Source organism: Synechococcus sp. A15-62, from assembly GCF_014280075.1.
GTDB lineage: Bacteria > Cyanobacteriota > Cyanobacteriia > PCC-6307 > Cyanobiaceae > Parasynechococcus.
In genome coordinates, this window is record NZ_CP047950.1 from 2,126,785 (window position 1) to 2,153,614 (window position 26,830).

Consider the following 26,830-nt stretch of genomic DNA (forward strand, 5'->3'; position numbering starts at 1 on the left):
GTAGAGGAAACCTCATTGCATAACTACATACACACTGATCGTTGATGATAAATACAAGATGTACAACACTGCCCAAAAACGAGTTTGTGCATATTGCTGCAAAGAAACAAACAAAGACCATATCTCGTTAGACATTTGGAATTCAAAACCGATTAGGAAATCACTATGCCATCAAAAACAAAACCACATCACACCATCTCTTATGGAAAGGATGACATGAACCTCTTTAATGAATTGAATAGGGAGTCGCAACTAGGGTTAATTCCAATTGCGACTCTAGTCAAGGACTATGTACGCAAAGGAATCAAAGCAAGTAATCCAGCATCCAATAAAGTGATTAAGGTCAGAGCATGAACCTGAGAATCGAACCAACAAGAGAAGCAAAGGAATTACTATGGAAACTAGAACGCAAAAAAGCATTTAAAGACCAGTTTGAAAGTGCTGCTGCATTCATCGAATTTTCATTAGAAGCAGCATGGGATTTTTACGACAAGCACCCATTCAAGGAAATCAAGAAATATGATTAGTTTCAACGAATACTGCCGTCGATTAGACGAAAAGAAGGATACCGAGAAACGAATGGAAGATGCATATAAGAAAAAACAAAGAGAGCGTAAGATACGAAAATTACTAGCGTTCGATTCTCATTGGAAGAATCTCTCTTAGGTTCTACATTTCTTTAACATCCATATACAGATCTAAACTATAAAGTGTTACCCAAGTTAGTGTTCCAATGATTCTGTATATAAAAAATTCACGCCAGAAGTACTGCTACCACTAGGTTTGACCTAATTCTCCGCATCCTGTGCATCCCCTGTGCCCAGAGACGGCGCAGGGGATTTTTATGTCAATTCATCGGAAGACAACTCTTCAGAGACATCTTATTCAATCTCCCATTCATATAATTCATGTGGAGGAAAGAGTTCTTCAATTGGGATCGACAATAATGACCTTCCTGCTTCGATCTTGTCTCTAAAACTTCTGTTCTGGTTAAGTACTTTCCATGTTTGCTTTCTTTCTGCTTCATGGTGATAGTAAACGTTTTCAATATACTTGACTCCAGTGCCAGCGTTACGTGACAGTTGAAGCATGGGTACTCCACGTACTACAGCAGATGAGATTCCTGTATGGCGAAAACTGTACCAAGTAATGTTCTTAGAATTCCAGTACTCACAACAAAGTTCTTTAATCTCTTTCCAACATCTGTCCCAAGTTCCTTGACCCAATGGTTGATCTGGATGTTTGTACTTACTGAAAACTGGATAATGCAAATATTCATCTGGTACACATGGAAATCTTGAACGTGCTGGTTTAGAAGGCAAATTAGAAATCTGTCTTACCTCTTCAAATCTTTGTGCAGTAGGTGATTGAACTGTACGTTTAGTCCCTGTTTTTGTATTTTCTTTACGTATACGAATCAAATGATCCGTTAACTGATCTGAGGCAGAAAGATTTTCATTAGGTTCAATATCTCTCCACTGCAAACCACGGAGTTCACCAATACGTAGGCAACTATTAGTCATCACCAATATTGCAAGGTGAAGCATTTTTCTGTTATGTGCCTGAGATGGGGTACATGAATGTGAGGATGCCCACAACTGCACAGCATTAATCGTTTTACGATACTGTGGAATGTTCAAGTAATCCCTTCTATTCTCTCTTGAACTTTCACTTGTCAACTTGTGGAATGTTGGCAACCTGCTGATGTACCCATCCCTTTCAAGGTACGAGAAGTAACTTTTGATGGTCGACAATTCACTTAAGATAGTGTGAGTTGTTTTCGGTGGAGAGATTCCAAGAACATCATCTTTTGTTTTTTGCCTCCATAACGGGTAATTATGCAGTTTTGGGTAGTCAAGATCCTCTAATTTGGTATTACGGTTGCCGTAGAATTTCTTGAGCAGGTTGAGATGGTGGGACTTAACCCGAAATGTTTCTTTTGTAATATTCCCCTTAATGTTGTGGTCAGCGATTCTTTTGCTCTCCTCTGCAAGAAAGTCATCAATGAAATCAAATAATTTTTTAACTCTTCTTGCTTTAAGTCCCTGCTGCTGACGTACCTGCACCTCTAGGTAACGCTGCCAGGCGACTTTCTTGGCATCCTCTAGATCTCTTTTTCCAGTGGACTTACGTTCAATACCCTCGCCATCAATAGAGAGGAAGTACTGGTAGATGCTGGAGTTGGGACGGAGATATACGTACAAACTCTCATCACCACTAGGCAAGACCAACTCTTTACCCGTTACCCACTTCCCTTCTGATGGACGTGCCACTGAGAGGCAGAAATCAACTCGTGTATCAATATCACACTATTATCACAGTCAGGCAACGTGTGTAGATGGCACAGGGTCAAACCGATTGCTATCATTGGTTTGTTGAGTTATCATATTCTTCATGTCGTGTAATCGGCGTTGATGCGCACGTACTGATCCGACAGGTCACATCCCCAGGCCTGACCACAGCCGGTTCCATCCCCCAGGCTGAGGCGAATCGGAACGTGCTCTTGCCTCAGAACGTTGCTGGCTGCAGCGCGATCAAAGGCCACGGGTTGACCAGCCGCCATCAGTTGATGCGGACCAATCCAAAGAGCAACCGCATCCGGATCGAAGGACACGCCCGAGCGGCCTGCTGCCGCCACGATCCGCCCCCAGTTCGGATCCCGGCCATGGACTGCGGTCTTCACCAGGGACGAACCACAGACCGTGCGCGCCACCTGCAACGCCGCGGCCTCGTCAACCGCACCCTCCACCTGCACCTCGATCAGACAGGTCGCCCCTTCGCCATCCCGGGCAATGGCCTGGGCGAGCTGTTGCATGGCCTGGGTGAGGCCCTGTTCCAGAACGGCATGGTGCTGTTGAGCCAGCGGTGGGCCTGCCGCGAAGGCCAGCACGGTGTCGTTGGTGCTGGTGTCTCCATCAACGGTGATGGCGTTGAAGGAACGCTGCACTGCACGCTGCACCATCCCCTGCCAAACGCCGGCATCGACGCCGGCATCACAACTGAAAAAGCCGAGCATCGTGGCCATGTCGGGGTGAATCATTCCCGAGCCTTTGGCCATCCCTCCAATACACACCCGGCGCCCGTCCAGTTCCAGTTCAAGCGCCACCTGCTTGTCCACCAGATCGGTGGTGAGGATGGCGTTGGCTGCAGCATCGCCACCCGCGTCATCCAAGGCCTCCACCAAAGGAGCCAACCCAGCCAGAAGGGTGGGCATCGGAATCGGCACACCGATCACGCCGGTGGAGCAAATCAACACCGTCTCCGCATCGACGCCGATCTGATCGGCAAGCACCTGGGTGGCGCGCTGGCTGTCGACCAAACCGCGATCTCCGGTGCAGGCATTGGCCTGACCGGAGTTGATCAACACGGCACGGGCCTGGCCGCCTTGGCTGACGAGGCGATCACGGCAGAGATCAACACAGGCCGCCCGCACTACGGACGTGGTGAAGGTGCCCGCACAAACGGCCTCCTGCGGGGCCAGAACCAGCGCCAGATCAGGCTTACCCGAGGGCTTCAGGCCGGCAACGATGCCAGCCGCCTGGAACCCATGCGGTGCCGTCACACCACCCGGGATCGGTTGCCAAGAAGAAGCGATCGCCACCGCTGATCCGCCGCGAGACACTGGGTGCATCCTGCTCCGACACCATGGCGCCTGGCGAGCCGTTCTCGCAACGACGCATCGGGCTCACGGGCGGGATTGCCAGCGGCAAGAGCAGCGTGGGCCATTGGTTGGCGCAGCAAGGGCTGCCGGTGCTGGATGCGGATCAATTCGCCCGCGAGGCCCTCACGCCCGGCCGCCCAGCCACGACCAGCGTGATGCAGCGGTACGGCGCCAAAGTCCAGGCTGAAGGGGGCGCAGCCGTCGACCGGGCGGCCCTTGGTCGCATCGTGTTCCACGACGCCGCTGAGCGGCGCTGGCTCGAGCAACTGATTCACCCGATCGTGCGGGAGCGCTTTGATCAAGCACTCAGCCTGCATGCCGATACGCCGGCCGTTGTGCTGATGATTCCGCTGTTGTTCGAAGCGGGTTTGGAGTCACTTTGCAGCGAAATCTGGCTGGTCGACTGCGATGAATCCCAGCAGCTCGAGCGCTTGATCGCGCGGGACGGCCTGAGCCCTGAAGCCGCTCAAGCCCGTATTGCCGCCCAATGGCCCCTGAGCCGCAAACGCGTCTTGGCGGATCACGTGATTGCCAATCGAGGCCAACCCGGCGCCTGGAAAACCCAGGCCATGGGTCTGCTCAACGCAACGGGGGCAGCAGATCCCTGTTAGCCGTTCCGCCCGAAGTCGGCACGGAACCACTTGGTGATCACCCATTTGTGGCCCGCCTCCACCGGCAAGGCCTCATGCAGCGTGAAGGGATTGGGGGTTCCATCGGCCTGAAGGTTGTTCCAGGCCAACGCCATACCAGGTACAGGGGTGAACGACCGCCCCAGGCGGCGGAACAGCGTCTCTCCACCCCGCTCCACAGCGTTGAGATAGACCATCACCGTCCAGGTGCGTTGGCCGCCCCTGTCGGTGTGGGTGACGTATTCCTGCGTCCCCGGCGAGAACCAATCCGTGTGTTCCTTGAAGTATTCGCCGGGGTCGTAGCGCTGCCCCTGAATCGGTTCCGAGAGGCGCGGATCCACGCCGAACAAGGCCGCAAAGCGCTTATCCAGGCTCGCCGCCAGCTGGGGATTGTTCTGGCGCAAGTGACAGGTGCGACTGGTGCGGTAATCGCTGCTGCCGCGGGTCACCGTTGACGGCTGCAGTGACCCGTTGATGGCGTCGATCACCTGCTCGCATTCCTCGTGGCTGAGCAGAGCCGGCAGCTCATAGACCTGGGCCAGAGAGGTATCCAGCCGCCAGGCGCGAGGCCGGTGCTCTGGCCGGGTGAGGGGTGCCTCGAACCAGGCGAGCCAATCGGGCGATGGTGAGTCCATGGTTGTGAGCCCTCGGAACGACGAATCGAGAACTGCCGCAATCGCCTCTCGCGCAAACCCCTCGTCAAGGGCCCGTCGCATTAACCCTTCAGGATCACAGCCGCGGTCCCGGTTCTGCAGCAGCCACTCCTTCCAGGCATAAGGAATAGCTGCCGCTCCGCTCATCAACCCTTGAGCTTCTTGCTCAGAATCTGATTGGCCAGCTTGGGATCCGCCTTGCCACCGGTCTTCTTCATCAACTGTCCGACGAAGAAGCCCTGCAGCTTGGTCTTGCCTCCGCGGAAGGCCTCCACCTCATCGGGATGGGCCCCCAGCAGCTCATCGACGATGGCTTCGATCGCCGCCGGATCGCTGATCATGCCGAGGCCGCGTTCATCGACAATGGCCTTAGGTGAGCCGCCTTTCTCGAGCAGCTCAGGAAGAATCTCCTTGGCGATCTTGCCGCTGATCTTGCCGCCATCGATCAGTTGCACCATCTCGGCCAACTGCTCAGGCCGGAAGGGCAGTTCGGCATAGCTGAGGCGGTTGCTGTTCACATGGGCAGCAATATCGCCGGTGATCCAGTTCGCCGCAAGCTTGGCGTCAGCGCCAGCTCCCACCACCGCCTCGAAATAGTCGGCCATCGGCCGCTCATCGGTGAGCACCCGCGCGTCGTACTGGGAGAGACCCAGCTCATCGGCGTAGCGATGCCGCTTGGCGGCCGGCAGCTCCGGCAATTCCGTGCGCCAGGACTCCCGCTGATCCGCACTCACCTCGATCGGGCCGAGGTCGGGATCCGGGAAATAGCGGTAATCGCTGGCCCCTTCCTTGCTGCGCATGCTCTTGGTGAGCTGCTTGCTCTCATCCCAGAGGCGGGTCTCCTGAACGATCGGCTCACCGGTCTCGTAGGCCTTGATCTGACGCTTGATCTCGTACTCGCAGGCCTTTTGGATGGCCGAGAACGAGTTCATGTTCTTGATTTCCACCTTCGTGCCGAAGGGCGCATCAGGCCCCCGACGCACGGAGATGTTGACGTCGCAACGCAGGGATCCCTCCTGCATGTTGCCGTCGCTCACCCCCAGATACCGCATGATCCGGCGGATCTCCGATGCGTATTCCGCCGCTTCACGGCCGGTGCGCAGGTCGGGCTTGCTGACGATCTCGGCCAGGGCCACACCGGCCCGGTTGTAATCCACGAGCGAATGGGTGGAACCCGCCAGGCGGTCGCTGCCGGCATGCACCAACTTGCCGGCGTCCTCCTCCATGTGCAGCCTCTCGATGCCGATGGTCTTCAGGTAGGTGTCCTTGCCTTTTTCAGCAACCTCCACCTCGATCCAGCCTTCCTCGGCGATCGGCTGGTCGTACTGGGAGATCTGATAGTTCTTCGGGAGATCGGGGTAGAAGTACTGCTTGCGGTCGAACTTGCTGTGTTCGGCGATGTTGAGGTTCAGGGCCATCGCAGCCTTCACCGCATACTCGAGCACTTTCTGGTTCAGCACCGGCAGGGTGCCGGGCAGACCGCACACCACCGGGTCGATGTGGGTGTTGGGGTCATCACCAAATGTGGTGGACGCCGCCGTGAAAATTTTGCTGTCGGTTCCCAGCTGCACGTGGGTCTCGAGACCGATCACGGCCTCCCAGGCCGGTTGGGTTGCTGCGTCGGCCATGCGCCCGTGATGTGAAGCAGATCCCGGGATCCTATGGAATCAGGCTGAAGCCCTCTCCTGACAGCATGAGAAGCAAGGGCCTTTCTCGCGCATGACTGCCGCCTCTGCCTCAGCCGTCTGTGTTTTGGGCGGGGGACTGATGGGCCTAGCCGTGGCCCATCAGCTGGCCCGTCGCGGAGAGAGCGTGACCGTGATCAGTCGCCGCCGCAGCGAAGCGGCAGGGTTTGTGGCTGCAGGGATGCTGGCGCCCCATGCCGAAGGCCTAAGCGGCGCGTTGTTGAAGCTGGGCCAAGCCAGCCTCGAGCGGATCCCTCGCTGGGTGGCGCAAATTGAAGGTGACAGCGGGCTGGGCTGCGGCCTGCGCACCAGCGGCATCGTGGTGCCGTTCCGAACGGCGACCGAGCGGGACGCTTACCCCACCGCCAGCCTCGGCCAAACCTTGGACCGCACCAGGCTGGAGCGGGAAATCCCAGGCTTGGGCCCGGAGTGGAGCACCGGGCTGCTGTTCGAGCAGGACGGCCAGATCGACAACCGCAGGCAATTGATGCGGGCCTTGGAGCGCGCCTGCGTGTCCCTGGGCGTGCAGTTCATGGAAGGGGCGGAGGTGCTTGATCTGGAGCAAGATTCCGCTCAACAGCTCAGCGGCATCCATCTGCGCAGCGCCGAAGGGGAACAGCAGCAACTGAGCTGCAAGCAGGCAGTGCTCTGCAGTGGCGCCTGGAGCCAACAACTGGTGCCGCAACTGCCCGTGTTCCCGGTGAAAGGCCAGATGCTGTCGCTGCAGGGTCCGCGGGAGGCGCTCAAGCGGGTGATCTTCGGCCCTGGCACCTATCTGGTGCCACGCGAGGACGGATTGATCGTGGTGGGGGCCACCAGCGAACGGGACGCCGGATTTGCTGAAGGCCTCACGCCAGATGGCCAGAAACAACTGCAGACGGGCATCGCCAGCCTGCTGCCAACAGCAGCCAACTGGCCTCCCATGGAGCGTTGGTGGGGGTTCCGCCCCTGCACGCCGGATGAAGGCCCCTTGCTCGGGCCTGGTCCTCTGCAAGGCCTGTGGCTGGCCTGCGGCCATCACCGCAATGGCGTTCTCCTTGCCGCCATCACGGCTGAGCTCACGGCCGGCGGAATCATGAAAAAAGCCCCCAACGCAGCCGAAGAGGCGTTGTTGGGGGCATTCCGATGGGATCGATTCGAAAACTGAGTGATCAGCCTTCGACGCGCCACTCCTGATCAGAAGGAGACCAGTCGTTCAGCTCCGAGGCTTCGAACCAGAGACCGATCTCGAAAGCAGCGGTTTCGGCAGCATCGGAACCGTGGATGACGTTGCGGCCGATGTTGACGGCCAGATCGCCACGGATGGTGCCGGGCTCAGCTTCGAGGGGCTTGGTGGCACCGATCAGTTTGCGGGCACTGGCAATGACGCCATCGCCTTCCCACACCATGGCCACCACAGGGCCGGAGGTGATGAAGTCGACCAGACCGGCAAAGAAGGGACGCTCCTTGTGGACGCCGTAGTGCTGCTCCGCCAGGGCGCGGCTGGGGGTGATCTGCTTCAGGCCCACCAGCTTGAATCCCTTGCGCTCAAAGCGGCCAAGGATCTCGCCCACCAGGCCGCGCTGGACGCCGTCGGGCTTGATGGCGATGAACGTGCGTTCGGCCATGGATTGGTGTGAATAAAAAGCGCCGCCATCGTCAATGCTGGCCACCCCGCTTGGCAAGCAAAGGCCTTGGGCAGCGCTGGGAATGTCCCTAGATTCCGGCCATCCACTTCATGCAGACGCAGGTGTCAGACAGCGAACACTGGTCGATTCAGGACAGTGCTGCGCTGTACGGCCTCGACCGCTGGGGCGATCCGTATTTCTCCATCAATGGGCGCGGACACATCAGCGTTCAACCCCAGGGGGATCGCGGTGGAAGCCTGGACCTGGTGGATCTGGTGTCGGAGCTGAAAAGCCGAAACCTGGCGCTGCCGCTGCTGATTCGCTTCGACGACATCCTCGAAGACCGCTTGGAGCGGCTCCACGCCGCCTTTGAGCGCGCCATCGCGCAATACAGCTACCCCGGCCGGTACCAAGGCGTTTTCCCGGTGAAGTGCAACCAACAACGCCACGTTGTGGAGGAGTTGGTGAGCTGCGGCAAGCGCTGGAACTTCGGGCTGGAAGCAGGAAGCAAAGCGGAACTGCTGATCGCTCTCTCGCTGCTGGACGACCCCGAAGCCCTGCTGATCTGCAACGGCTACAAGGATCGGCTTTACATCGAAACCGCAATCCTGGCGCGACGTCTGGGACGGCAGCCGGTGGTGGTGATCGAACAGCCGGACGAAGTTGATCGGATCATTGAAGCCAGCAAGAGCCTGGGGGCAGCGCCCTACATCGGTGTGCGGGCCAAGCTCTCCAGCCGCAGCACAGGGCGTTGGGGCAGTTCCGTTGGCGACAAGGCCAAATTCGGACTCTCGATTCCCGAGTTGCTGGCCACAGTGGAGCGGCTGCGGGAGAACAACCTGCTCCCCGATCTGCGCCTACTGCACTTCCACATTGGCAGCCAGATCAACGACATTGCCGTGCTCAAGGACGCTCTCCAGGAGGCGGGGCAGATCTATGTGGAGCTGACCCGACTCGGGGCCCCGATGGGGTTTCTGGATGTGGGCGGTGGCCTCGGCATCGACTACGACGGCAGCCGCACCGCGTCAGCAGCATCCACGAACTACTCACTGCAGAACTACGCCAACGACGTCGTCGCGACGGTGCGGGAATGCTGCGAACCCAATGGTGTGGCCGTGCCCACGCTGGTGAGTGAAAGCGGCCGCGCCATTGCCAGCCATTTCTCCCTGCTGGTGTTCGACGTGCTGGGCAGCAGCGCACTGCCCGCATCGATTCCCAACGCCAGCGGAGACGAACCACTCACCGTTCGCAACCTGCGAGACACCCTGGCCACGATTCAGGAGTTGTCGGCGACGGCGGATGCGCAGTTGGTGCGACTGCAGGAAGCCTGGAACGATGCCCTGAAGTTCAAACAGGATGCGCTGGCCGCATTCCGGCTGGGCTACATGGGACTGCCCGACCGCGCCACAGCGGAACAACTGACGTGGGCCTGCGCTGATGCCATCGCCCGACGGCTTCCCAAGGACCAAGCCATCCCGGAGGAGCTCGCAGCCCTCAACAAGGCTCTGGCGGGAACGTATTACGCCAACTTGTCGATCTTTCGCTCAGCTCCCGACACCTGGGCCATCGACCAGCTCTTTCCGGTGGTGCCCATCCAACAGCTGGATCAACGGCCAACCCGACTGGCCAACCTCGCCGACCTAACCTGTGATTCCGATGGACGCCTGGATCGCTTCATCGGAGATGGACAACCCAAACAGCTGCTGGAGCTGCATGAGCTCAACAGCGACAACCCCTATCTGATCGGCCTGTTCCTGAGCGGTGCATATCAGGAGGTGATGGGCAATCTGCACAACCTGTTCGGCACGACCAACGCCGTGCACATTCGCCTCAGCCCCGGCGGTAGCTATCGCATTGACCACGTCGTGCGGGGTGACACCAATGCCGATGTGCTGGAAGCCATGGAGCATGAACCCAGGGCCCTGCTGGAGCGGTTGCGGGTGGCGGCGGAAGCGGCCATCAACAACGGCCAGCTCCGCATCGACGAATCACGCCGGCTGCTGGATCACCTCGAAAGCAGCCTGCGCCAAACCACTTACTTACAAGACTGAGAACAACTTCTGAGCCTTGCCAACGGCAAAGCCGAATGGCGAAAAGGCCCTTAGGTTCAGGAAAACATCGCTTGACATATGAATCGCAAGGCACTGATCGAAATTCTTCAACAGGAAGGAAACCTGAAGCATTCCTTCAGCCACGATGAGATCGAAAGCCTCGCTGGGCATCTATCCATCGAGACGGTCCAAGCAGAAACCGTCTTGATGAAAAAAGGGGAGCCCTCCTGCAGCATGGTATTCATCCTGGATGGACTTGTTCAAATCGTTGATGGCGAACGACAACTCGCCATTGAAAAACCAGGCTCAATCATTGGAGAGAGCCTTTTTTCAGACGAGGCCACACGAATTGCAGATGTTCGAACCATCGAACCGACAACTGTTGGGCGATTTTCAGTTCACAACTTTGAAGACTTCCTCAGCGAGAACCAACCACTTGCCCTGAAATACAGAGAGTACTTCCGGGCCATCAGACGCGCTCGAGAAGAGCAATTCGCCACAGAAAATTATATCGACAAACGCAAATATCTGGCATTAATTGCTCACAACAACATGAAAGAAAGCCTGATGGAGTTTTGCGCAATCCACAGCACCAAACTTGAAAATTTCCACTCATCGCCACGGGCACAACCGGAAGCATGCTTTACAAAAAGACAGGTCTTGTCTTAAGCAAAAAGGTGGCTTCGGGGCCTCTCGGTGGCGACCAAGCCGTTGGAACACTCATTTCAACGCAAAACATTTGCGGGGTGATTTTCTTCAGAGACCCGCTCTCCGCACACCCCCACCATGCCGACATTGAAGCCTTGGGGCGCCTCTGCGACGTTTATCAGATTCCGTTTGCCACCAACCCGCAAAGCGGCGAAGCCATTCTCGACTATCTCCTCTCAGGAAAGTCTGAGCAGGAATTAATCCCCAACCATGTTCTTCAGACCTATGTTCAGGGTCAGAAAAAAGTGGTTGAAGCAGGGTAAATCGACCCTCAGTTCAATCAGCTTTCATAAGCCCGAAGCGCAATCAGGCCATAGACGGGGATGGGGTCCGGCCAACCTTTCACGGCATGGTTCCCAGATCCTCCACCAGAACATCCTCGGATCGACAAGCTCAACTGGCCAAGCTCACCATCAAATCAGTCGCACCGAACAGCCAAGACATGGTGGGCCGGATGAAAAAACTGTTCCAAACCCTGCTCTCCTAACAGCGAAGCCTGTGGTCAGACGGCAGCGAGAGCTGCCGCCAGCTCAGCTTGAGCTGCATCAAGAGCACCAGGCAGGGCAGCACCATCACGACCGCCGGCCTGGGCCAGGTTCGGGCGTCCACCACCGCCACCACCGCACTGTTTGGCGATGCCGCCGATGAACTTGCCGGCCTGCAGCTTGGCGGCGATCACCTGCTTGCCGAAGGCGGCCACCAGGATCACCTTGCCCATGTCGCCGGGATCCGGCAGACCGCCGATCACCACGGCCGCACCATCCCCCAGCTGATCCGCCAGGCTCTGAGCTGCGACCTGCAAACCGGCGCCATCCACGCCGTCGAGGCGTTCCACCAGCAGTTGGAAGTCGCCCACGGCCTCAGCCTTGGCTGCCAGAGCACCGGCCTTAACCACCGCGAGTTCCGCCTGAGCCGCGGCCAGCGCCTTGCCGCTTGCCTTGAGCTCCTCCTGAAGGGCCGCCACACGGTCAACAAGCTCGGCCGGCTGGGCCTTGAAGCGATCCCCCAGCTGCTTCACCACCGCATCGCGCTCGTTCAGATAGGCGAGCACGGCAGGACCAGCGACGGCTTCAATCCGACGGATGCCGGCCGCCACACCACTTTCCGCCACGATCTTGAACAGGCCAATCTCAGCGGTGTTGGCCACGTGGGTGCCACCGCAGAGCTCCATCGACACACCGGGCACGTCGACCACCCGCACCACATCGGCGTATTTCTCACCGAACATCGCCACGGCACCGGCCGCCTTGGCCTGGTCGATCGCCATCTCCTGCACCTGCAGCGCATGGGCTTCGTTGATCCAACCGTTAATCAGGGTTTCAACCTGCTGCAACTGATCCGCCGTCACCGCCGTGGGGCAATGGAAGTCGAAGCGCAGGCGATCGAAATCCACCAGTGATCCGGCCTGGCCGATGCCTGGATCCACCACCTGCTTGAGCGCTGCCTGCAGCAGGTGGGTGGCCGTGTGATTGGCCTGGGCCCGACGCCGGCAAGCGCGGTCCACCTGAGCTTTCACGGTGTCGCCCAGGGAGAGCTCACCCCGTTCCACCCGCCCGGCATGGACGAAGACGTCGCGGCTGCGGCTCACCGACTCAATCCGAACAATCAAATCACTGCCCGCCAGCACCCCGCGATCGCCCACCTGACCGCCGCCTTCTCCATAGAACGGCGTGGTGTCGAGCACCACCTGAACCGCATCGCCCGCCTTGGCGGTGGTGGCTGGTTCACCGTTCACCACCAATGCCTGCATGCAGGAGGCGTGATCGAGGGCTTCATAGCCCTCGAAACAGGTGGCCGCCTGATCCGCCACCACCTGGTCGATCGCATCCTGCAGGGTGAGATCGATGCTCACCGCGGCCGCCTTGGCGCGCTGACGCTGCTTCTCCATTGCCGCCTCGAAGCCATCGAGGTCGACGGCCAGGCCCTGCTCCTCGGCGATTTCCTGGGTGAGCTCAAGCGGGAAGCCATAGGTGTCATACAGCTCAAAGGCCTGGGCGCCGGTGATCTGGGTGGGCTTGGAGGCCAGCACCTCCGCCAGCAACTTCTCGCCGCGCTCGAGGGTCTCAAGGAAGCGGGCTTCCTCCCGCTGGAGCTCGGCCAGGATCACTTCCTGGCGCTCAACCACGCTGGGGTGGGCCCCCTTGAGCAGGGCAATCGCCGCCTCGCCCATGGTGACGAGGAAGGGTTTGTCGATGCCCAGCAGGCGGCCATGGCGCACCACCCGGCGCAGCAGGCGCCGCAGGATGTAGCCGCGGCCGAGGTTGCTGGCGGTGACGCCATCGCAGATCAACTGCGTCACCGCACGGCTGTGGTCGCCGATCACCTTCAACGACGTCTTGCCCTTGTCGTTGAGTTGGTGGTAATCGACCCCCGCCAGATCGGCAGCCGCTTGGATCAGCGGAAAGATCAGATCGGTTTCGTAGTTGTTGGGAACCTTCTGCAGGATCTGGGCCATCCGCTCAAGGCCCATGCCGGTGTCGATGTTGCGGTTGGCCAGCGGCGTGAGGGTGCCCTCCGCGTCGCGGTTGTACTGCATGAACACCAAGTTGTAGAACTCGATGAACCGGTCGTCGTCCTCGAGATCAATGCCCTCATCCCCAAGCTCGGGTTTGAAGTCGTAATAGATCTCCGAGCAGGGGCCACAGGGGCCGGTGGGGCCCGACGCCCAGAAGTTGTCGGCCTCATCCATGCGGATGATCCGCTTGGGGTTCACCCCAACCACATCACGCCAGATCTGCTCGGCTTCGTCGTCTTCCCGAAAGACGCTCACCACCAGGTGCTTGGGATCGATGCCATAGACGCCGGTGCTGAGCTCCCAGGCCCACTCAATCGCCTGCTGCTTGAAGTAATCCCCGAACGAGAAGTTGCCGAGCATCTCGAAGAAGGTGTGATGCCGGGCCGTGCGCCCCACGTTCTCGATGTCGTTGGTGCGGATGCACTTTTGCGAGCTGGTGGCCCGAGGCGCAGGTCGCTCTTGCTGGCCGAGAAACACCGGCTTGAACGGCAGCATTCCCGCAATGGTGAGCAGCACCGTTGGGTCTTCGGGAATCAAGGAAGCGCTGGCCATCCGCTTATGGCCGCGCTCGGCGTAGAAGTTGAGGAAGGCCTCACGGATCTCCTCCCCACTGCGCGGTGCAGACGCTGCAGAAGACGACGATGCGGCGGCAACCATGACAAGGAAGGGGGATCCTGCCGTCATGATCGCCTTTGAACCGCCGGCGCCTGTGGCCGTTCCACCCAGTGATCCCGAGATTCGCCAGCGACTGCGGCTGCAGTCGATCGGCTGGGCGCTGGCTGCTGGGATCAGTGCTGGGCTGCTGAGCCTGCCCTGGAGCCTGGAAGCTGCGGTGCGTTCCGGCGGTTGCGGTCTCTTTTACGGCCTGCTGGCCTTCCACCTGCAACGGGTGGACCCTGATGACGGGCATCTGCAGGCGGGTCTGGTGGGGGCGGTCTGCGGGTTGCGCAGCCTCGGCATGCCCCTACCCCTTGACAACTGGCAGGTCGATGGCCTGGCATCATTATTACTGGAGCTACTTAAGGCCTGGCTGCCGTTGATCGGCAGTGCTCTCCTGCTCCACGGCACCCTCCGCTTCCTGCCCGCGTCGCGGCCATGAGCCTGCTGCACGCCACCTGGCTTCCCGCCATCCGCACCTCCAGCAGTTCCGGTCAACCGGCACTGCTCGTTTGGGCTGACACCTGGCGTGTGGCCACACCGGAAGGCCCGGGCCTCACCCCCGCGCTGCACCCCTTCACCCTCAGCCATGACGACCTCAGGGCCTGGCTGAGCGAACGCGACCTCTTGCCCGGCGGCTGCATCGATGCCACGGCGTGCCTCACCCTTCCGAGCCGGACGGTGAAGCCGCGCAAAAGCCGCAGCAAAAAAGAGGAACCAACGCCGGAACCACCGGGCTGGACCGGGCTGCCAATGCAGGCCGGCGAACCGATCCCCAAGCAAACCGAATGGTGGCCCTGGCAGGTGCAGGGGCTCGCTGTGGAACCATCGGCGGCCACGGAGTGGCTGTCCCGATTGCCGCTCTCCGGCACCAATCCAGACCTGGCTGACGAACTGCGCTGGTGGAGCCATCTGCAGCGCTGGGCCTTGAGCCTGGTGGCCCGGGGCCGCTGGATTCCCCAGATGGAGCTCAGCAAAGGGGAGGGCTATCCCCATCGGGCCCGTTGGGTGCCGCTGCTCAACCGGGAAGAAGACCGGCGCCGGCTGGAGGATCTGGCGGCCAGCCTGCCGCTGGTGGCCACCTGCGCCTTGCCCTGGCGGGAACCCCTGGGGCGCCGCAGCAACCGCACCACCCGGTTGCGACCGGAGGCGATGCGAGCCGCCAACCCTGTGGCCAGCTGCCGGCCCCGCAGCGGACGCCTGCGGGTGGCGACGCTGCTGGAAGACCTGGTGGACGCGCAGCTGCGCAAGGACTTTGAACCCTCCACCGATGGGCTTGATCCCCTGCTGACCCTCTGGCAGGAAGCCCTGGGGTCGGAGACCGGGGTGATCGAGATCGGCGATGAAGAGGCCGAACGCCTGGCCACCGCCAGCCATCACTGGAGGGAGGGGATCGCCGGCGGTTTTGCTGCAGCCCGCACCTGCCTTGAACTGCACACCCCACCGGATGGGGAGGATCTCTGGGAGCTGCGCTTCGGACTGCAGGCGGAAGCTGACCCCAGTCTGAAGCTCCCGGCCACCGCAGCCTGGGCCTCCGGTGCCGAGATGCTGCAACTAGGGGAGATCCAGGTGGATCAACCGGGCGAAGTGCTGCTGGAGGGCCTCGGACGAGCTCTGACGGTGTTCCCACCGATCGAACGGGGCCTGGAGAGCGCCACGCCGGACACGATGCAGCTGACCCCGGCCGAAGCCTTCGTGCTGGTGCGCACGGCTGCCCGTCAGCTGAGGGATGCCGGGGTGGGGGTGGAGCTGCCGCCCAGCCTCTCCGGTGGCCTGGCCAGCCGACTGGGCCTGTCGATAAAGGCGGAACTTCCGGAGCGCTCCCGCGGCTTCACCTTGGGCGAATGTCTGGACTGGGAGTGGGATCTGATGATCGGCGGGGTGACGCTCACCCTGCGGGAACTGGAGCGCCTGAGCGGCAAGCGCAGCCCCCTGGTGCGTCACAAGGGGGCCTGGATCGAACTGCGGCCCAACGACCTCAAGAACGCCGAACGCTTCTGTGGCGCGAAACCGGAACTGAGCCTCGATGACGCGCTGCGGCTGACGGGAACGGAAGGGGAACTGTTGATGCGGATGCCGGTGCACCGTTTCGACGCCGGCCCACGGCTGCAATCGGTGCTGGAGCAATACCACCAGCAGAAGGCCCCCGACCCCTTGCCAGCTCCCGAGGGATTCAGCGGTCAGCTGCGGCCCTATCAGGAGCGAGGTCTCGGCTGGCTCGCCTTCCTGCACCGCTTCGACCAGGGAGCTTGCCTGGCTGACGACATGGGCCTGGGAAAAACCATTCAGTTGCTGGCGTTTCTGCAGCACCTCAAAGCGGAGCAGGAACTGAAACGCCCGGTGCTGCTGGTGGCCCCCACATCGGTGCTCACCAACTGGCGACGGGAGGCGGAATCGTTCACCCCAGAGTTGAAGGTCACCGAGCATTACGGCCCGCGCCGGCCCTCCACACCCGCCGAACTCAAGAAAGCGTTGAAGGAAGTGGATCTGGTGCTCACCAGCTACGGGTTGCTGCAGCGGGACAGCGAACTGCTGGAAACCCAGGACTGGCAGGGGGTGGTGATTGACGAAGCCCAGGCAATCAAGAACCCCGGCGCCAAACAGAGCCAGGCCGCCCGGGATCTGGCCCGCCCTGGCCGCAGCAAGAGCAACCGCTTCCGCATCGCCCTCACCGGCACCCCGGTGGAGAACCGGGTGAGCGAACTGTGGGCCTTGATGGACTTCCTCAACCCCAAGGTGCTCGGGGAAGAGGACTTCTTCCGTCAGCGTTACCGGATGCCAATCGAGCGGTACGGCGACATGTCGTCCCTGCGGGACCTGAAAGGCCGCGTGGGTCCATTCATCCTGCGCCGGCTGAAAACCGACAAAACGATCATTTCCGACCTGCCGGAAAAGGTGGAACTGAGCGAATGGGTGGGGTTGAGCAAGGAGCAGAAATCCCTGTACAGCAAGACCGTGGAAGACACCCTCGATGCCATTGCACGGGCGCCGCGCGGGCAGCGCCACGGGCAGGTGCTGGCCCTGCTCACCAGGTTGAAACAGATCTGCAACCATCCCGCCCTGGCCCTGAGCGAAGGGGCCGTGGACGATGGCTTCCTGGGCCGTTCGGCCAAGCTGCAGCGGCTGGAGGAAATCCTCGATGAAGTGATCGAGGCGGGCGATCGGGCCCTGCTGTTCACCCAGTTCGCCGAATGGGGGCATCTGCTGCAGGCCTGGATGCAGCAACGCTGGAAATCAGAGGTGCCCTTCCTGCACGGCGGCACCCGCAAGAGCGAGCGCCAGGCGATGGTGGATCGCTTCCAGGAGGATCCCCGCGGTCCGCAACTGTTCCTGCTCTCGTTGAAAGCAGGTGGTGTGGGCCTTAACCTCACGCGGGCCAGCCACGTGTTCCACATCGACCGTTGGTGGAACCCGGCCGTGGAAAACCAGGCCACCGACCGGGCCTACCGGATCGGCCAGACCAACCGGGTGATGGTGCACAAATTCATCACCAGCGGCTCGGTGGAGGAAAAGATCGATCGCATGATCCGCGAAAAATCACGCCTGGCTGAGGATGTGATCGGCTCCGGCGAGGATTGGCTGGGAAGCCTCGGTGGAGATCAACTGCGCGATCTCGTCGCCTTGGAGGACACCTGACCATGACCCTCAGCAACGGCAACAACAACGGCATCACCGCCATCGGCGACGACGGCCTGGGCCAACAGCCCTGGTGGGTCGAGCAGTGGATGGAGCTGATCAACGGCTACCGCTTCAAGAAACGGCTGGAGCGGGCCTGGGGCTACGCCCGCGAAGGCCATGTGACCTCGATCCGCTTCGAAGGCCGCCGCGTGCATGCCCGCGTCCAGGGCACCGATGAAGCGCCCTACAAGGTGAAGCTGTGGCTGGACGTGCTCAACGATGAGGACTGGGGCTATGTGCTGGAAGCGCTGACCCAGAAAGCCCGCTGGTCGGCCCAGCTGCTAGCCGGGATCATGCCCTCCGACATCGAACGGGCCTTCGCCGCCAGCGGCAAGCGCCTGTTCCCGTTCAAGTTGCAGGAGGTGCGCAGCGAGTGCAGCTGCCCGGACAAGGCCAACCCCTGCAAACACATCAGCGCGGTGTATTTCCTGATGGGGGATCGCTTCAGTGAAGACCCCTTCGTGCTGTTCCAACTGCGGGGACGCAACCGGGCCCGGCTGCTGGAAGATCTGGCGGAACACCGTCGCAAGGCCCTGGCCGAGCGGGCGGCGGCGGCCAAGGAAGAGAACAAAGTCAGCAGATCTGAAGAGGCAACACCACTGCCGCCCCATGCGGCGGTGCAGGACCCGGCCCTGTGGTGGCGCTACAACCGCAGCCTCGATGGCGACCTGGTGGTGATCACCCCAGCCATGGAGGGCGACACGGGCCTCGATGCCGCCGGAGAGCTGCCGCTGGCGGAGGACCCCCGCTTCGCCGATGCGCGCAGCACCTTCCTCAGCAATCTCAAGGCCCACGGCCAGGCCAGTGCCCAGAAGGCGATGCTGCAGGCCATGGCAGCCGGCGGCTGACGCGGAGGGGGCCATGGCCAGCGAAGCCGCCTGGCTCACCACCGACAAACAAGAACTTACCGGAGTGCTGCTGGAATCGCATCAACGGGCCTTCAGCAGGCCGCTGATCGCCACCCACCAACCGGGTCACTCAAAGCGGCTGATCTGCCAGAACCTTTTCGCCTGCGGCTTTCCGGTGCTGGCCCATGGCACGGAGCAGGATCCCGAGCTCAGTTACGCCAACGCTGCGGCCCTGCAGCTGTGGGAAACCCGCTGGGATGAGCTGATCGGCATGCCCTCACGGCTCACCGCACCGGAGACCGAACGGGCGGAACGCAGCAGCGCCCTGGGCCAGGCCAAACGCCTCGATGCAGTGCAGAACTATCGCGGCATTCGCATCAGCCGCAAAGGACGGCGATTCATGATCAACAAGGCCCGGATCTGGACCCTCTGGGATGCAGAAGAACAGGTCTGCGGCCAGGCGGCCTGCTTCAGCGACTGGTGGTGGCTTTAAGGAGATTCGGTTTCAACACCATCCCTGTGGTGCCAGCCGAACCTGGTGGTAGAGACCGAATCCAAACGGACGGTTCTCATCCTTCTGGTTCTCATCCAACCGGCGCAGATTGTGATGGCGGGCGATCAACCCAGTCCGCAGATGTTCATTCTTCGGAGCCATCATCATGCTGACCCTTCGCCAATCCCCCTTCGATCTGTTCGAGCGACTCGAGCAGCAATTGGCCACCGCTGAGCGCGTTCCCAACGCCGAAATCCGCGAGACCGAAACCGGCTACACCGTGCGGCTGGAACTGCCCGGGGTGGACCGCGACTCGATCGACGTCAAGGCCACCGATCGCAACCTGGTGATCAGCGCCGAACGCCCAGCAACAGAAAGCGATGACACCAACGCACTCCTGCTGAGCGAATTCCGCAGCGGCACCTGGAGCCGCAGCTTCCGTTTCCCCCACAGCCTCGATCGCGACCAGCTCAAGGCCAGCTATCGGGACGGCGTTCTTGAAATCAACGCCGGCAAAGCTGTGGAGCACACCAGTGTTTCCGTGAAAATCGACAGCTGATCAGCCTTCAGTTGAACAAGCCCAACACAACAAGAAGAGAAGAACGGAAGCCCAATCCCTGCCCATGGCAGGGGTTTTTTGTTGCAGCCGAGGGCTGGGAGTCAGCCGCCAAGGCCCAGAAAGAAGCGACCGATGAACAGCAGGCTGAAACCACTGAGAAACACCAGGCCAAACCAGCAGAAGGCCTGGGTGAGCCGCCCGTAACGATGCTCCACCGGGACCAAGGAGCTGTTGATCGTATCCATCGCCATCCAGGCGAATAGAGGAGCGGTGAGGAAACTGCCGGTCATCGCCCCGAAGACGAAATCCTTCACACCGATCCCACCGGTCTTGGCCACCACCAGCGCCAGGACAGCGGCCAGGAAATGCACGATCACCCAGATGTCGAAGCGACGCTGCATCGGCCCCGGGGCTGAATCACCCGTGTCGTGATGACGCAGCAGACCCTGAATCGCCGCAATGCTGCGGGGATAGGCATCGAGGCAGGTGAGGGTGGTGCTGAACATGGCGGAAAAAGCCGCCGGGATGATCACCCAGGCCGCCCAACCACCCATGGCGGCGGTGTAGAGCTTGATCAGCTTCTGGGCGAAGGAGACGCCACTGCCGGCCAGCATTCCGTCACCACTGCCGTACATCGTGTAAGCGCCCAGGATCACAAAGAACATGGCCGTCACGACGGTGACGCCATAGCCGAGGTTGAAATCAAATTCGGCCTCCTTCGGCGTTGCGGTGTGCTCGGTGTCACGTGCACGGGAGAACATCCACAACGACGGCCACACGCACATCTCCACCGGTCCGGGCATCCAGCCCATCAGGGGAATCAGGAAGGCCAGGTTGGCCCAAGTCCAGGGACTGGGATCGGTGCTGACCCAGCTCGCCGCCACATCCCCGACAGGGCCCCGGATCAGCAGCGATGCGGCTGCGATCCCCGTGAGCAGGGTGAGCAGCACCACCAACAGCTTGGAGAGACGGTCGAGTGCTCGGTAGTGCCCCAGCAGCAGCACCAGGCCACTCACCACCAGCACGGCGATGGACAGTCCATAGGTGTCCAGTCCCGCCAGCAAGGGAACGTTGGTGAGCAGCAGTCCCGCCACAAAACTCACCGCCGCGATGGTGAAGGTGCCCGTCACCAGGCTCACCACCAGATACAGCGGTAGGTAAAGGGGATTACGTTTCTGGAAACCCTCCAGCAGTGACAGTCCGGTGGCTGCTGTGAAGCGGGTGCCCACGCGCAGGAACGGGTACTTGATCAGGTTGGTGAGCAGGATCAGACCCACCAGTGCAAAGCCGAATCGGGCTCCCGCCGTGGTGGACGACATCAAGTAGGATCCACCGATGCAGGCACCGGCCAAGAGGATTCCGGGTCCAATGCTGCGTCGCAGCGTCGATGACGCCATCACAAGGTTGCGGTTGATACCAGTCTCCGCCGCCTCGGCCCGCTGAATCTCCGTAAAGTCGACATCCGTCACGGTCGGTTTCATGGTCGTTGCTCCCGCTGCTCCGAAGCTGTCGCTGCAGTGCGAGGCCATCGCCGCCGACACCACCACGATTCGCTCCCTCGACTGGGACCGCAGCCGCTTCGACATCGAATTCGGCCTGCGCAACGGCACCACCTACAACGCCTTCCTGGTTCGGGGAGAACGCACCGCCCTGATCGACACCAGCCACGCCAAGTTCCGCGACACCTGGATCCCCCTGCTCAAGGAGCAGATCGATCCAACCGCGATCGATGTGTTGATCGTGAGCCACACCGAACCCGACCACTCCGGCTTGATCGGTGACCTGATCGATCTCAATCCCGAGATCGAAATCGTGGGCTCGAAGGTGGCGCTGCAGTTCCTCAAGGACCAGGTGCACCGACCGTTCAAATCCCGTGCGGTGAAGTCCGGCGAGGAGTTGGATCTCGGCACCAATCCCGAGAGCGGCATCCAGCACCGCTTCGAATTCCTCAGTGCTCCAAACCTGCACTGGCCGGACACGATCTTTTCCTTCGATCACGGCACGGGGATCCTCTACACCTGCGATGCCTTCGGCCTGCACTACTGCTCTGACGACGTCTTCGACGCCGACCCCGGTGCCATCGCCCCTGATTTCCGCTTCTATTACGACTGTCTGATGGGCCCCAATGCCCGCAGCGTGCTGCAGGCCCTGAAGCGCATGGATGGCCTGCCGAAGATCAACACCATCGCGGTGGGACACGGGCCGCTGTTGCGGCATCACCTCAGCCACTGGATCAGCGACTACCGCGAGTGGAGCGGCCAGCGCAGCAAGGGCGAAAGCTATGCCGCTGTTTGCTATCTGAGCCAGTACGGCTTCTCCGATCGGATCAGCCAGGCCATTGCCCATGGCATCGGCAAGGCGGATGCCCAGGTGCAGCTGGTGGACCTGCGGGCCACCGACCCCCAGGAACTCACCGCCCTGATCGGCGATGCCAAAGCTGTTGTGGTGCCGACCTGGCCCGCGGAACCTGAGCCAGATCTGCAGACCTCCATCGGAACCCTGCTGGCGGCCCTGCATCCCAAGCAGCTGGTGGGGGTGTACGACGCCTTCGGTGGCAATGACGAACCGATCGACGCCGTCGCCGACCAACTGCGCAGCCAGGGACAGAAGCAAGCCTTCAGCCCGCTGCGCATCAAACAGCTGCCCCAGGGCAGCGATTACCAACGCTGTGAGGAGTCCGGCACCGACCTCGGCCAGCTCCTGACCAAGGAAAAGACGATCGCAGCAATGAAGAGCCTCGATGGCGACCTCGACAAAGCCCTGGGTCGCATCAGCGGAGGCCTCTACGTGGTGACCGCCAGCCAGGGGGAGGGCGAGTCGCAACGCCGCAGCGCCATGGTGGCCAGCTGGGTGAGCCAAGCCAGCTTCACCCCCCCGGGCCTCACCATTGCCGTCGCCAAAGATCGCGCGATCGAAACCTTGATGCAGGTGGGTGACCGCTTCGTGCTGAACGTTCTACGGCAAGACAACCATCAGCAACTGATGCGCCATTTCCTCAAGCGGTTCCCCCCCGGTGCCGATCGTTTTGCTGGTGTGAACGTGCTGGAGGGAACCGCCGATGGCGGCCCGGTTCTTGCTGATGCGTTGGCATTTCTGGGCTGCCGGGTGGAGCAACGGATGGAGGGCTCCGACCACTGGATCATCTATGCCGTGGTGGAGCAGGGCAACGTGGCCGATGCCGAGGCCAGCACTGCGGTGCATCACCGCAAAGTGGGCAACCACTACTGAGCCTGCAGCTGATCCAGTGCATCCAGCAGGTTGCTCAGCATGGCGCGCACATGCTGACTCCTCCGCCATTCACGGCGGTTGAGCCACGGATCTGAGCAGCGCCGCCACCAACTCTGATCCGCTGGCTGGCAGTGGCCAACCCTTCGGTGATGGGGCGCGAGAAACACCGCTGCCGCCAAAAGATTGGTGCCGAATCCCAGCACATGCCAAGGTTCACTCCCTGCATCAGACCATCCACGCAACAACCGCACCTCCAGAGGTTCATTGGCGGGGAGCAGCTCCCAGGATCTGCCAGGCCGCAGCGAAGCCAACAGCCGTTCGATCAAGGCGTGGTGTGTTTCGTTCTTGGGGTGGGCTTGCACCCGCATTGGCACATCAGCGGGCAACGGTCGTAATGCAGCACAGACGGCGCGCCTGAAATAGGCCCGGTTCTCGATCCCTGGCGTCCAGCGCCAGCCAAACGATCGACCCAAAAGCCGCAAGCGGACGCGCCATTTGGGCACTCTCAAATAGGGCAGGCAGAGCAGCACACCCTTGGACTGCTGCCCACGGATCGCTTCGCTGTCGACAAACGCCTTCTGAAAACTGGCGCAGATGTTGAGCATCTCCTGGAGCCGCAACGGCTCCACCGGACGACCCAACGGCACCAGCGGATCCAAACGGACCAAAGCCATCGCTTGTGAACGACGCACCAACCCGAGCGACTGGATCCGGGTTTGCTGGGCCTTCTCTGAATACAAGCGTGTTTCAACCCCAATCGATTCCCCCAGCTCCACCACCTCTGACGCCTGATAGGTGCGCAGCATCTGCTGACCTTCGCGATCGTCCAGACGCGGCAGCACCAACAGACTGCACTTCAATTGATCAGGCCCGATCAACACGTTGTCCCCAGCTCTAAGACAGAGCTCTCCAAACTGGTCGGGTGGGATCTGAATGAACCGGCAGTGATGCCCATCCTGGGCCGCAAGACCCTGCAGCAAGGGCTGGAAGGCCTTGGCCGAATGACTGAGGTCGTCGCGATAGAGCGAGACGACCTCCAGTCGGGTGCCCCGGAGACCTCTCCAGCGCAGATAGGCCAGAGCCGAAAGGGTGGTGATCAGCTGGGAGGAGAGAACAACAACGCGCTGCGCCACCGGCCTGCTGCTCCCATCAACAACACGCCTACATTCAACTGGCTTCGAAGATGAGCGTGACCAGCACCGCAACCACGCGTCGCACGATCCAGCTGCCGATCGACGATGGGGTCATTGGTCTGCGCGGTCTGAGCCCCCAGCGGCACCGCTTCGAACTGGAATACGCCCTGGAGCGGGGCAGCACCGCCAACAGTGTGTTGTTTGAGGCCGGTGATGGCGCCCCGGCCGTGCTGGTCCACCCTCCAGGCATGGCCTACAGCGCGGCCTTTCTGCCGGTGCTTGCCGACGCCCTGCCCAGCAGCGACGCGCCGCTGCTGGTGGTGGTGGGCCACGTCAACCCCAACCGCGTTGCCCTGCTGAGGGAACTGGCGGAGACCTATGCCGGTCTGGAACTGATCGTCTCCAACCCGGGCGCCAAGTTGATCGAGGAGCTTTGGAGCCAACGCAAGCCGGCCCCTCCCGGTGAGACGAGCGAGCAACCACCACTGCCAGACCTGCCCCCGCTGCGGGTCATCCGCCACGAGCAACCACTTCCCCTCAGCCATCAGCGCAGCTTGATGCTGCTGCCAGCCCCAACCCCCCGCTGGCCGGGCGGGTTGCTGGCGTTCGAGGAAAGCCTGGGCCTGCTGATGAGCGACAAGTTCTTCAGTGCCCACCTCTGCACAGACAGCTGGGCCGAACGCAACCGCAGCAGCACAGAAGAAGAGCGCCGTCACTTCTATGACTGCCTGATGGCCCCCATGGCCCGTCAGGTGGATGCCCTGGTGGAACGGCTCGAAGAGCTCGACATCCGCACCATCGCACCGGGCCATGGCCCAGCGATTGAAGCCAGTTGGCGCAGCCTCCTGAATGACTACCGCCGCTGGGGCGAAGGCCAGCAGACCGCCAGCCTGACGGTGGCCCTGCTGTTTGCCAGCGCCTACGGCAACACCGCAGCCATTGCTGATGCCCTGGCCCGCGGGGTCAGCCGCACCGGCATCCGGGTGAGCAGCTTGAACTGCGAATTCACCCCCGCCGATGAACTGGTGAGCACGATCCAGCAGGCCGATGCCGTGTTGATCGGCTCACCAACCCTGGGGGGCCATGCCCCTACACCGATCGTCTCGGCCCTGGGAACCCTCTTGGCGGAAGGGGATCGCAGCAAACCCGTGGGAGTGTTCGGCAGCTTCGGCTGGAGCGGCGAGGCGGTGGATCTGCTGGAAACGAAGCTGCGGGATGGCGGCTTCAGCTTTGGCTTCGAGCCGATCCGGGTGAAGTTCAGTCCGGATGCTGCCCGGGCGAAGGAGCTAGAGGAAACCGGCACCCGTTTCGCCCGCCAGCTGCTGCAGAGTCAGAAACGGGCGCAACGGCGCAGTGCGGGGGGCTTGAGCGAAAGCCGCAGCGATCCAGCGGTGCTGGCGTTGGGCCGTGTGATCGGCTCCCTCTGCGTGCTCACCACCCGCAAAGCCGATCTGAGCGGCGCCATGGTGGCCAGCTGGGTGAGTCAGGCCAGCTTCAATCCCCCCGGCATCACCGTGGCCGTGGCCAAGGACCGTGCCGTGGAAGCGCTGCTGCACAAGGGCGATCGCTTCGCCTTGAACGTGCTGGCCGAAGGGCGCGAAACCGCCCTGATGAAGCAGTTCCTGCAACCGTTCGAACCCGGTGCCGATCGCTTTGCAGGCCTTGAGCTGGACACCAGCCCCGCCGAGCAGCCGTTGCTGCCGGATGCCCTGGCCTGGCTAGACGGCAAGGTAAGCCAGCGAATGGAATGCGGCGACCACTGGCTGATCTACGCCGAAGTGGATCACGGCGGGGTAATGGATGCTGAGGGCAGCACCGCGGTGCACCAACGCCGCAGCGGCGCCAACTACTGAGCTGGCAGCCCGATCCGGCAACCCGAACCACTCTCTAACTCATAGCGACTATGAGTTAGCCATAAGCTGGCGACGTAACCACTGCCTCGCAAGACCGTGGACCTCTCCAAGCCCTCCACCCACGCCAACCTCGAAGCCGCCTTTGGCGGCGAGAGCATGGCCAACCGCAAATACCTGTTCTTCTCAGAGGTGGCTAAACAACTGGGCCACAAAGACCTAGCCAAACTGTTTCGGGACACCGCAGCGCAGGAAACAGAACACGCCTTTGCCCACTTCCGCCTGCTGCACCCTGAGTTGGTGGTGAGCGATCCCGAGCAGCTCAGCAACGATGAAAAGCAGGCCATCCTGAGCCGCTGCCTGGAGCTGGCGATTGAAGGCGAAACCTACGAGTACACAACGATGTATCCGGAGTTCACCGCCCAGGCCCGGCAGGACCGGGACAGCGGAGCCGAAGCGGAATTCGCCGAGCAAAGCAGCGAATCCAAAGAACATGCCGGCCAATTCCGCACCGCCGCCAAGAACTTCGGCCTGCTGACCCCAATCGAACAGCATCACGCCGAAACCTATGGCGTTGCCCTCGAGGCCCTGCAAGGCAAGGGCACCGCAGGCCAAGCCGATCAACCGATCCCGGGCAAGTGGATCTGCAAGGTGTGCTCAGTGATCTACGACCCCGCTGAGGGGGATCCGGATTCCGGCATCGCCGCAGGCACCCCCTTCGAGGCAATTCCCGACGATTGGCAGTGCCCGATCTGCGGCGCCCGCAAAGCCAGCTTCGTCCCCTACCGCGAAGCCGAGTTGAAAGCGGCCTGACGCCCCGGCAGTTGAAGGGTCTCGTTGTGAAAACAGACGAGACCTTGCACGATTCCCTCAAG

22 protein-coding genes are annotated in these 26,830 nt (G+C 61.1%); 14 read left to right on the plus strand and 8 right to left on the minus strand.

Annotation, left to right across the window (positions count from 1 at the left end; all coding sequences use genetic code 11):
- The first annotated feature begins 350 nt into the window (after nucleotides 1-350).
- On the plus strand, nucleotides 351-527 hold the full coding sequence (locus SynA1562_RS12100) for a hypothetical protein (protein ID WP_186494048.1): 177 nt from the start codon (nucleotides 351-353) through the stop codon (nucleotides 525-527).
- A 354-nt stretch (nucleotides 528-881) separates the two neighbouring features.
- On the opposite strand, the gene SynA1562_RS12105 is transcribed toward SynA1562_RS12100, so the two are convergent.
- Together SynA1562_RS12105 and argJ are read right to left on the minus strand one after the other, a co-directional pair.
- Nucleotides 882-2,273 (minus strand): phage integrase SAM-like domain-containing protein, encoded by a 1,392-nt coding sequence (locus SynA1562_RS12105; RefSeq protein WP_186494049.1) that lies wholly within the window; start codon nucleotides 2,271-2,273, stop codon nucleotides 882-884.
- A 119-nt stretch (nucleotides 2,274-2,392) separates the two neighbouring features.
- Entirely contained in the window at nucleotides 2,393-3,631 is a 1,239-nt protein-coding gene (argJ, locus tag SynA1562_RS12110) for a bifunctional glutamate N-acetyltransferase/amino-acid acetyltransferase ArgJ (RefSeq protein ID WP_186494050.1), read from the minus strand.
- A 14-nt stretch (nucleotides 3,632-3,645) separates the two neighbouring features.
- Here argJ and coaE point away from each other — a divergent pair, with 14 nt between their 5' ends.
- Entirely contained in the window at nucleotides 3,646-4,272 is a 627-nt protein-coding gene (gene coaE, locus SynA1562_RS12115) for a dephospho-CoA kinase (RefSeq protein ID WP_186494051.1), read from the plus strand.
- On the opposite strand, the gene SynA1562_RS12120 is transcribed toward coaE, so the two are convergent.
- Together SynA1562_RS12120 and gatB are read right to left on the minus strand one after the other, a co-directional pair.
- Nucleotides 4,269-5,090 carry a 2OG-Fe(II) oxygenase gene (locus SynA1562_RS12120; protein ID WP_186494052.1) on the minus strand — a complete coding sequence of 274 codons (822 nt, stop codon included), beginning with the start codon at nucleotides 5,088-5,090 and terminating at the stop codon, nucleotides 4,269-4,271. The two genes, coaE and SynA1562_RS12120, sit on opposite strands and share 4 nt — an antisense overlap.
- The gene (gene gatB, locus SynA1562_RS12125) at nucleotides 5,090-6,571 is read right to left on the minus strand and encodes an Asp-tRNA(Asn)/Glu-tRNA(Gln) amidotransferase subunit GatB (RefSeq protein WP_186494053.1); all 1,482 of its coding nucleotides are present in this window, start codon (nucleotides 6,569-6,571) and stop codon (nucleotides 5,090-5,092) included. Before gatB ends, SynA1562_RS12120 begins: the two co-directional genes overlap by 1 nt.
- 91 nt (nucleotides 6,572-6,662) lie before the next feature.
- Here gatB and thiO point away from each other — a divergent pair, with 91 nt between their 5' ends.
- Nucleotides 6,663-7,775 carry a glycine oxidase ThiO gene (thiO, locus tag SynA1562_RS12130; protein WP_186494054.1) on the plus strand — a complete coding sequence of 371 codons (1,113 nt, stop codon included), beginning with the start codon at nucleotides 6,663-6,665 and terminating at the stop codon, nucleotides 7,773-7,775.
- A 4-nt stretch (nucleotides 7,776-7,779) separates the two neighbouring features.
- Here the strand turns inward: thiO and ndk are convergent, their stop codons facing one another.
- Nucleotides 7,780-8,235, minus strand: a complete 456-nt coding sequence (gene ndk, locus SynA1562_RS12135; protein ID WP_025362563.1) for a nucleoside-diphosphate kinase — start codon at nucleotides 8,233-8,235, stop codon at nucleotides 7,780-7,782.
- 110 nt (nucleotides 8,236-8,345) lie between these two features.
- On the opposite strand from ndk, the gene speA reads away from it, so the two are divergent.
- The 3 genes from speA to SynA1562_RS12150 all read left to right on the plus strand — a co-directional run bounded on the left by speA (nucleotide 8,346) and on the right by SynA1562_RS12150 (nucleotide 11,257).
- On the plus strand, nucleotides 8,346-10,286 hold the full coding sequence (gene speA / locus SynA1562_RS12140) for a biosynthetic arginine decarboxylase (protein WP_186494055.1): 1,941 nt from the start codon (nucleotides 8,346-8,348) through the stop codon (nucleotides 10,284-10,286).
- Nucleotides 10,287-10,364: 78 nt separating this feature from the next.
- Entirely contained in the window at nucleotides 10,365-10,955 is a 591-nt protein-coding gene (locus tag SynA1562_RS12940; RefSeq protein ID WP_222929800.1) for a cyclic nucleotide-binding domain-containing protein, read from the plus strand.
- Complete coding sequence (locus tag SynA1562_RS12150; RefSeq protein ID WP_222929801.1) at nucleotides 10,925-11,257, plus strand: methylglyoxal synthase; 333 nt, start codon at nucleotides 10,925-10,927, stop codon at nucleotides 11,255-11,257. Before SynA1562_RS12940 ends, SynA1562_RS12150 begins: the two co-directional genes overlap by 31 nt.
- A 239-nt stretch (nucleotides 11,258-11,496) precedes the next feature.
- Here SynA1562_RS12150 and alaS read toward each other — a convergent pair whose 3' ends face one another.
- Nucleotides 11,497-14,166, minus strand: a complete 2,670-nt coding sequence (gene alaS, locus SynA1562_RS12155; protein ID WP_186495437.1) for an alanine--tRNA ligase — start codon at nucleotides 14,164-14,166, stop codon at nucleotides 11,497-11,499.
- Between the two features lie 25 nt (nucleotides 14,167-14,191).
- Between alaS and SynA1562_RS12160 the strand changes: the two genes are divergently transcribed.
- The 5 genes from SynA1562_RS12160 (at nucleotide 14,192) to SynA1562_RS12180 (ending at nucleotide 19,744) form a co-directional block, all read left to right on the plus strand.
- Nucleotides 14,192-14,608 (plus strand): hypothetical protein, encoded by a 417-nt coding sequence (locus SynA1562_RS12160; RefSeq protein WP_186494056.1) that lies wholly within the window; start codon nucleotides 14,192-14,194, stop codon nucleotides 14,606-14,608.
- Nucleotides 14,605-17,802 (plus strand): DEAD/DEAH box helicase, encoded by a 3,198-nt coding sequence (locus SynA1562_RS12165; RefSeq protein ID WP_186494057.1) that lies wholly within the window; start codon nucleotides 14,605-14,607, stop codon nucleotides 17,800-17,802. Before SynA1562_RS12160 ends, SynA1562_RS12165 begins: the two co-directional genes overlap by 4 nt.
- A 2-nt stretch (nucleotides 17,803-17,804) precedes the next feature.
- Nucleotides 17,805-18,692, plus strand: a complete 888-nt coding sequence (locus SynA1562_RS12170; protein WP_186494058.1) for an SWIM zinc finger family protein — start codon at nucleotides 17,805-17,807, stop codon at nucleotides 18,690-18,692.
- A 13-nt stretch (nucleotides 18,693-18,705) separates the two neighbouring features.
- Nucleotides 18,706-19,185, plus strand: a complete 480-nt coding sequence (locus SynA1562_RS12175) for an MEKHLA domain-containing protein (RefSeq protein ID WP_186494059.1) — start codon at nucleotides 18,706-18,708, stop codon at nucleotides 19,183-19,185.
- A 166-nt stretch (nucleotides 19,186-19,351) separates the two neighbouring features.
- A complete protein-coding gene (locus tag SynA1562_RS12180; protein ID WP_186494060.1) occupies nucleotides 19,352-19,744 on the plus strand; it encodes an Hsp20/alpha crystallin family protein in 393 nt (130 codons plus the stop codon).
- 101 nt (nucleotides 19,745-19,845) lie between these two features.
- Here the strand turns inward: SynA1562_RS12180 and SynA1562_RS12185 are convergent, their stop codons facing one another.
- Entirely contained in the window at nucleotides 19,846-21,141 is a 1,296-nt protein-coding gene (locus SynA1562_RS12185) for an NRAMP family divalent metal transporter (protein ID WP_186495438.1), read from the minus strand.
- 82 nt (nucleotides 21,142-21,223) lie between these two features.
- Here SynA1562_RS12185 and SynA1562_RS12190 point away from each other — a divergent pair, with 82 nt between their 5' ends.
- Nucleotides 21,224-22,972: a diflavin flavoprotein gene (locus SynA1562_RS12190; RefSeq protein ID WP_186494061.1), complete on the plus strand. Its 1,749-nt coding sequence runs from the start codon at nucleotides 21,224-21,226 to the stop codon at nucleotides 22,970-22,972.
- On the opposite strand, the gene SynA1562_RS12195 is transcribed toward SynA1562_RS12190, so the two are convergent.
- Nucleotides 22,966-24,105 (minus strand): hypothetical protein, encoded by a 1,140-nt coding sequence (locus SynA1562_RS12195; RefSeq protein WP_186494062.1) that lies wholly within the window; start codon nucleotides 24,103-24,105, stop codon nucleotides 22,966-22,968. The two genes, SynA1562_RS12190 and SynA1562_RS12195, sit on opposite strands and share 7 nt — an antisense overlap.
- A 50-nt stretch (nucleotides 24,106-24,155) precedes the next feature.
- Between SynA1562_RS12195 and SynA1562_RS12200 the strand changes: the two genes are divergently transcribed.
- Nucleotides 24,156-25,958: a diflavin flavoprotein gene (locus tag SynA1562_RS12200; protein WP_186494063.1), complete on the plus strand. Its 1,803-nt coding sequence runs from the start codon at nucleotides 24,156-24,158 to the stop codon at nucleotides 25,956-25,958.
- Nucleotides 25,959-26,054: 96 nt separating this feature from the next.
- Entirely contained in the window at nucleotides 26,055-26,768 is a 714-nt protein-coding gene (locus SynA1562_RS13135) for a rubrerythrin family protein (RefSeq protein ID WP_186494064.1), read from the plus strand.
- The last annotated feature ends 62 nt before the right edge of the window (nucleotides 26,769-26,830 follow it).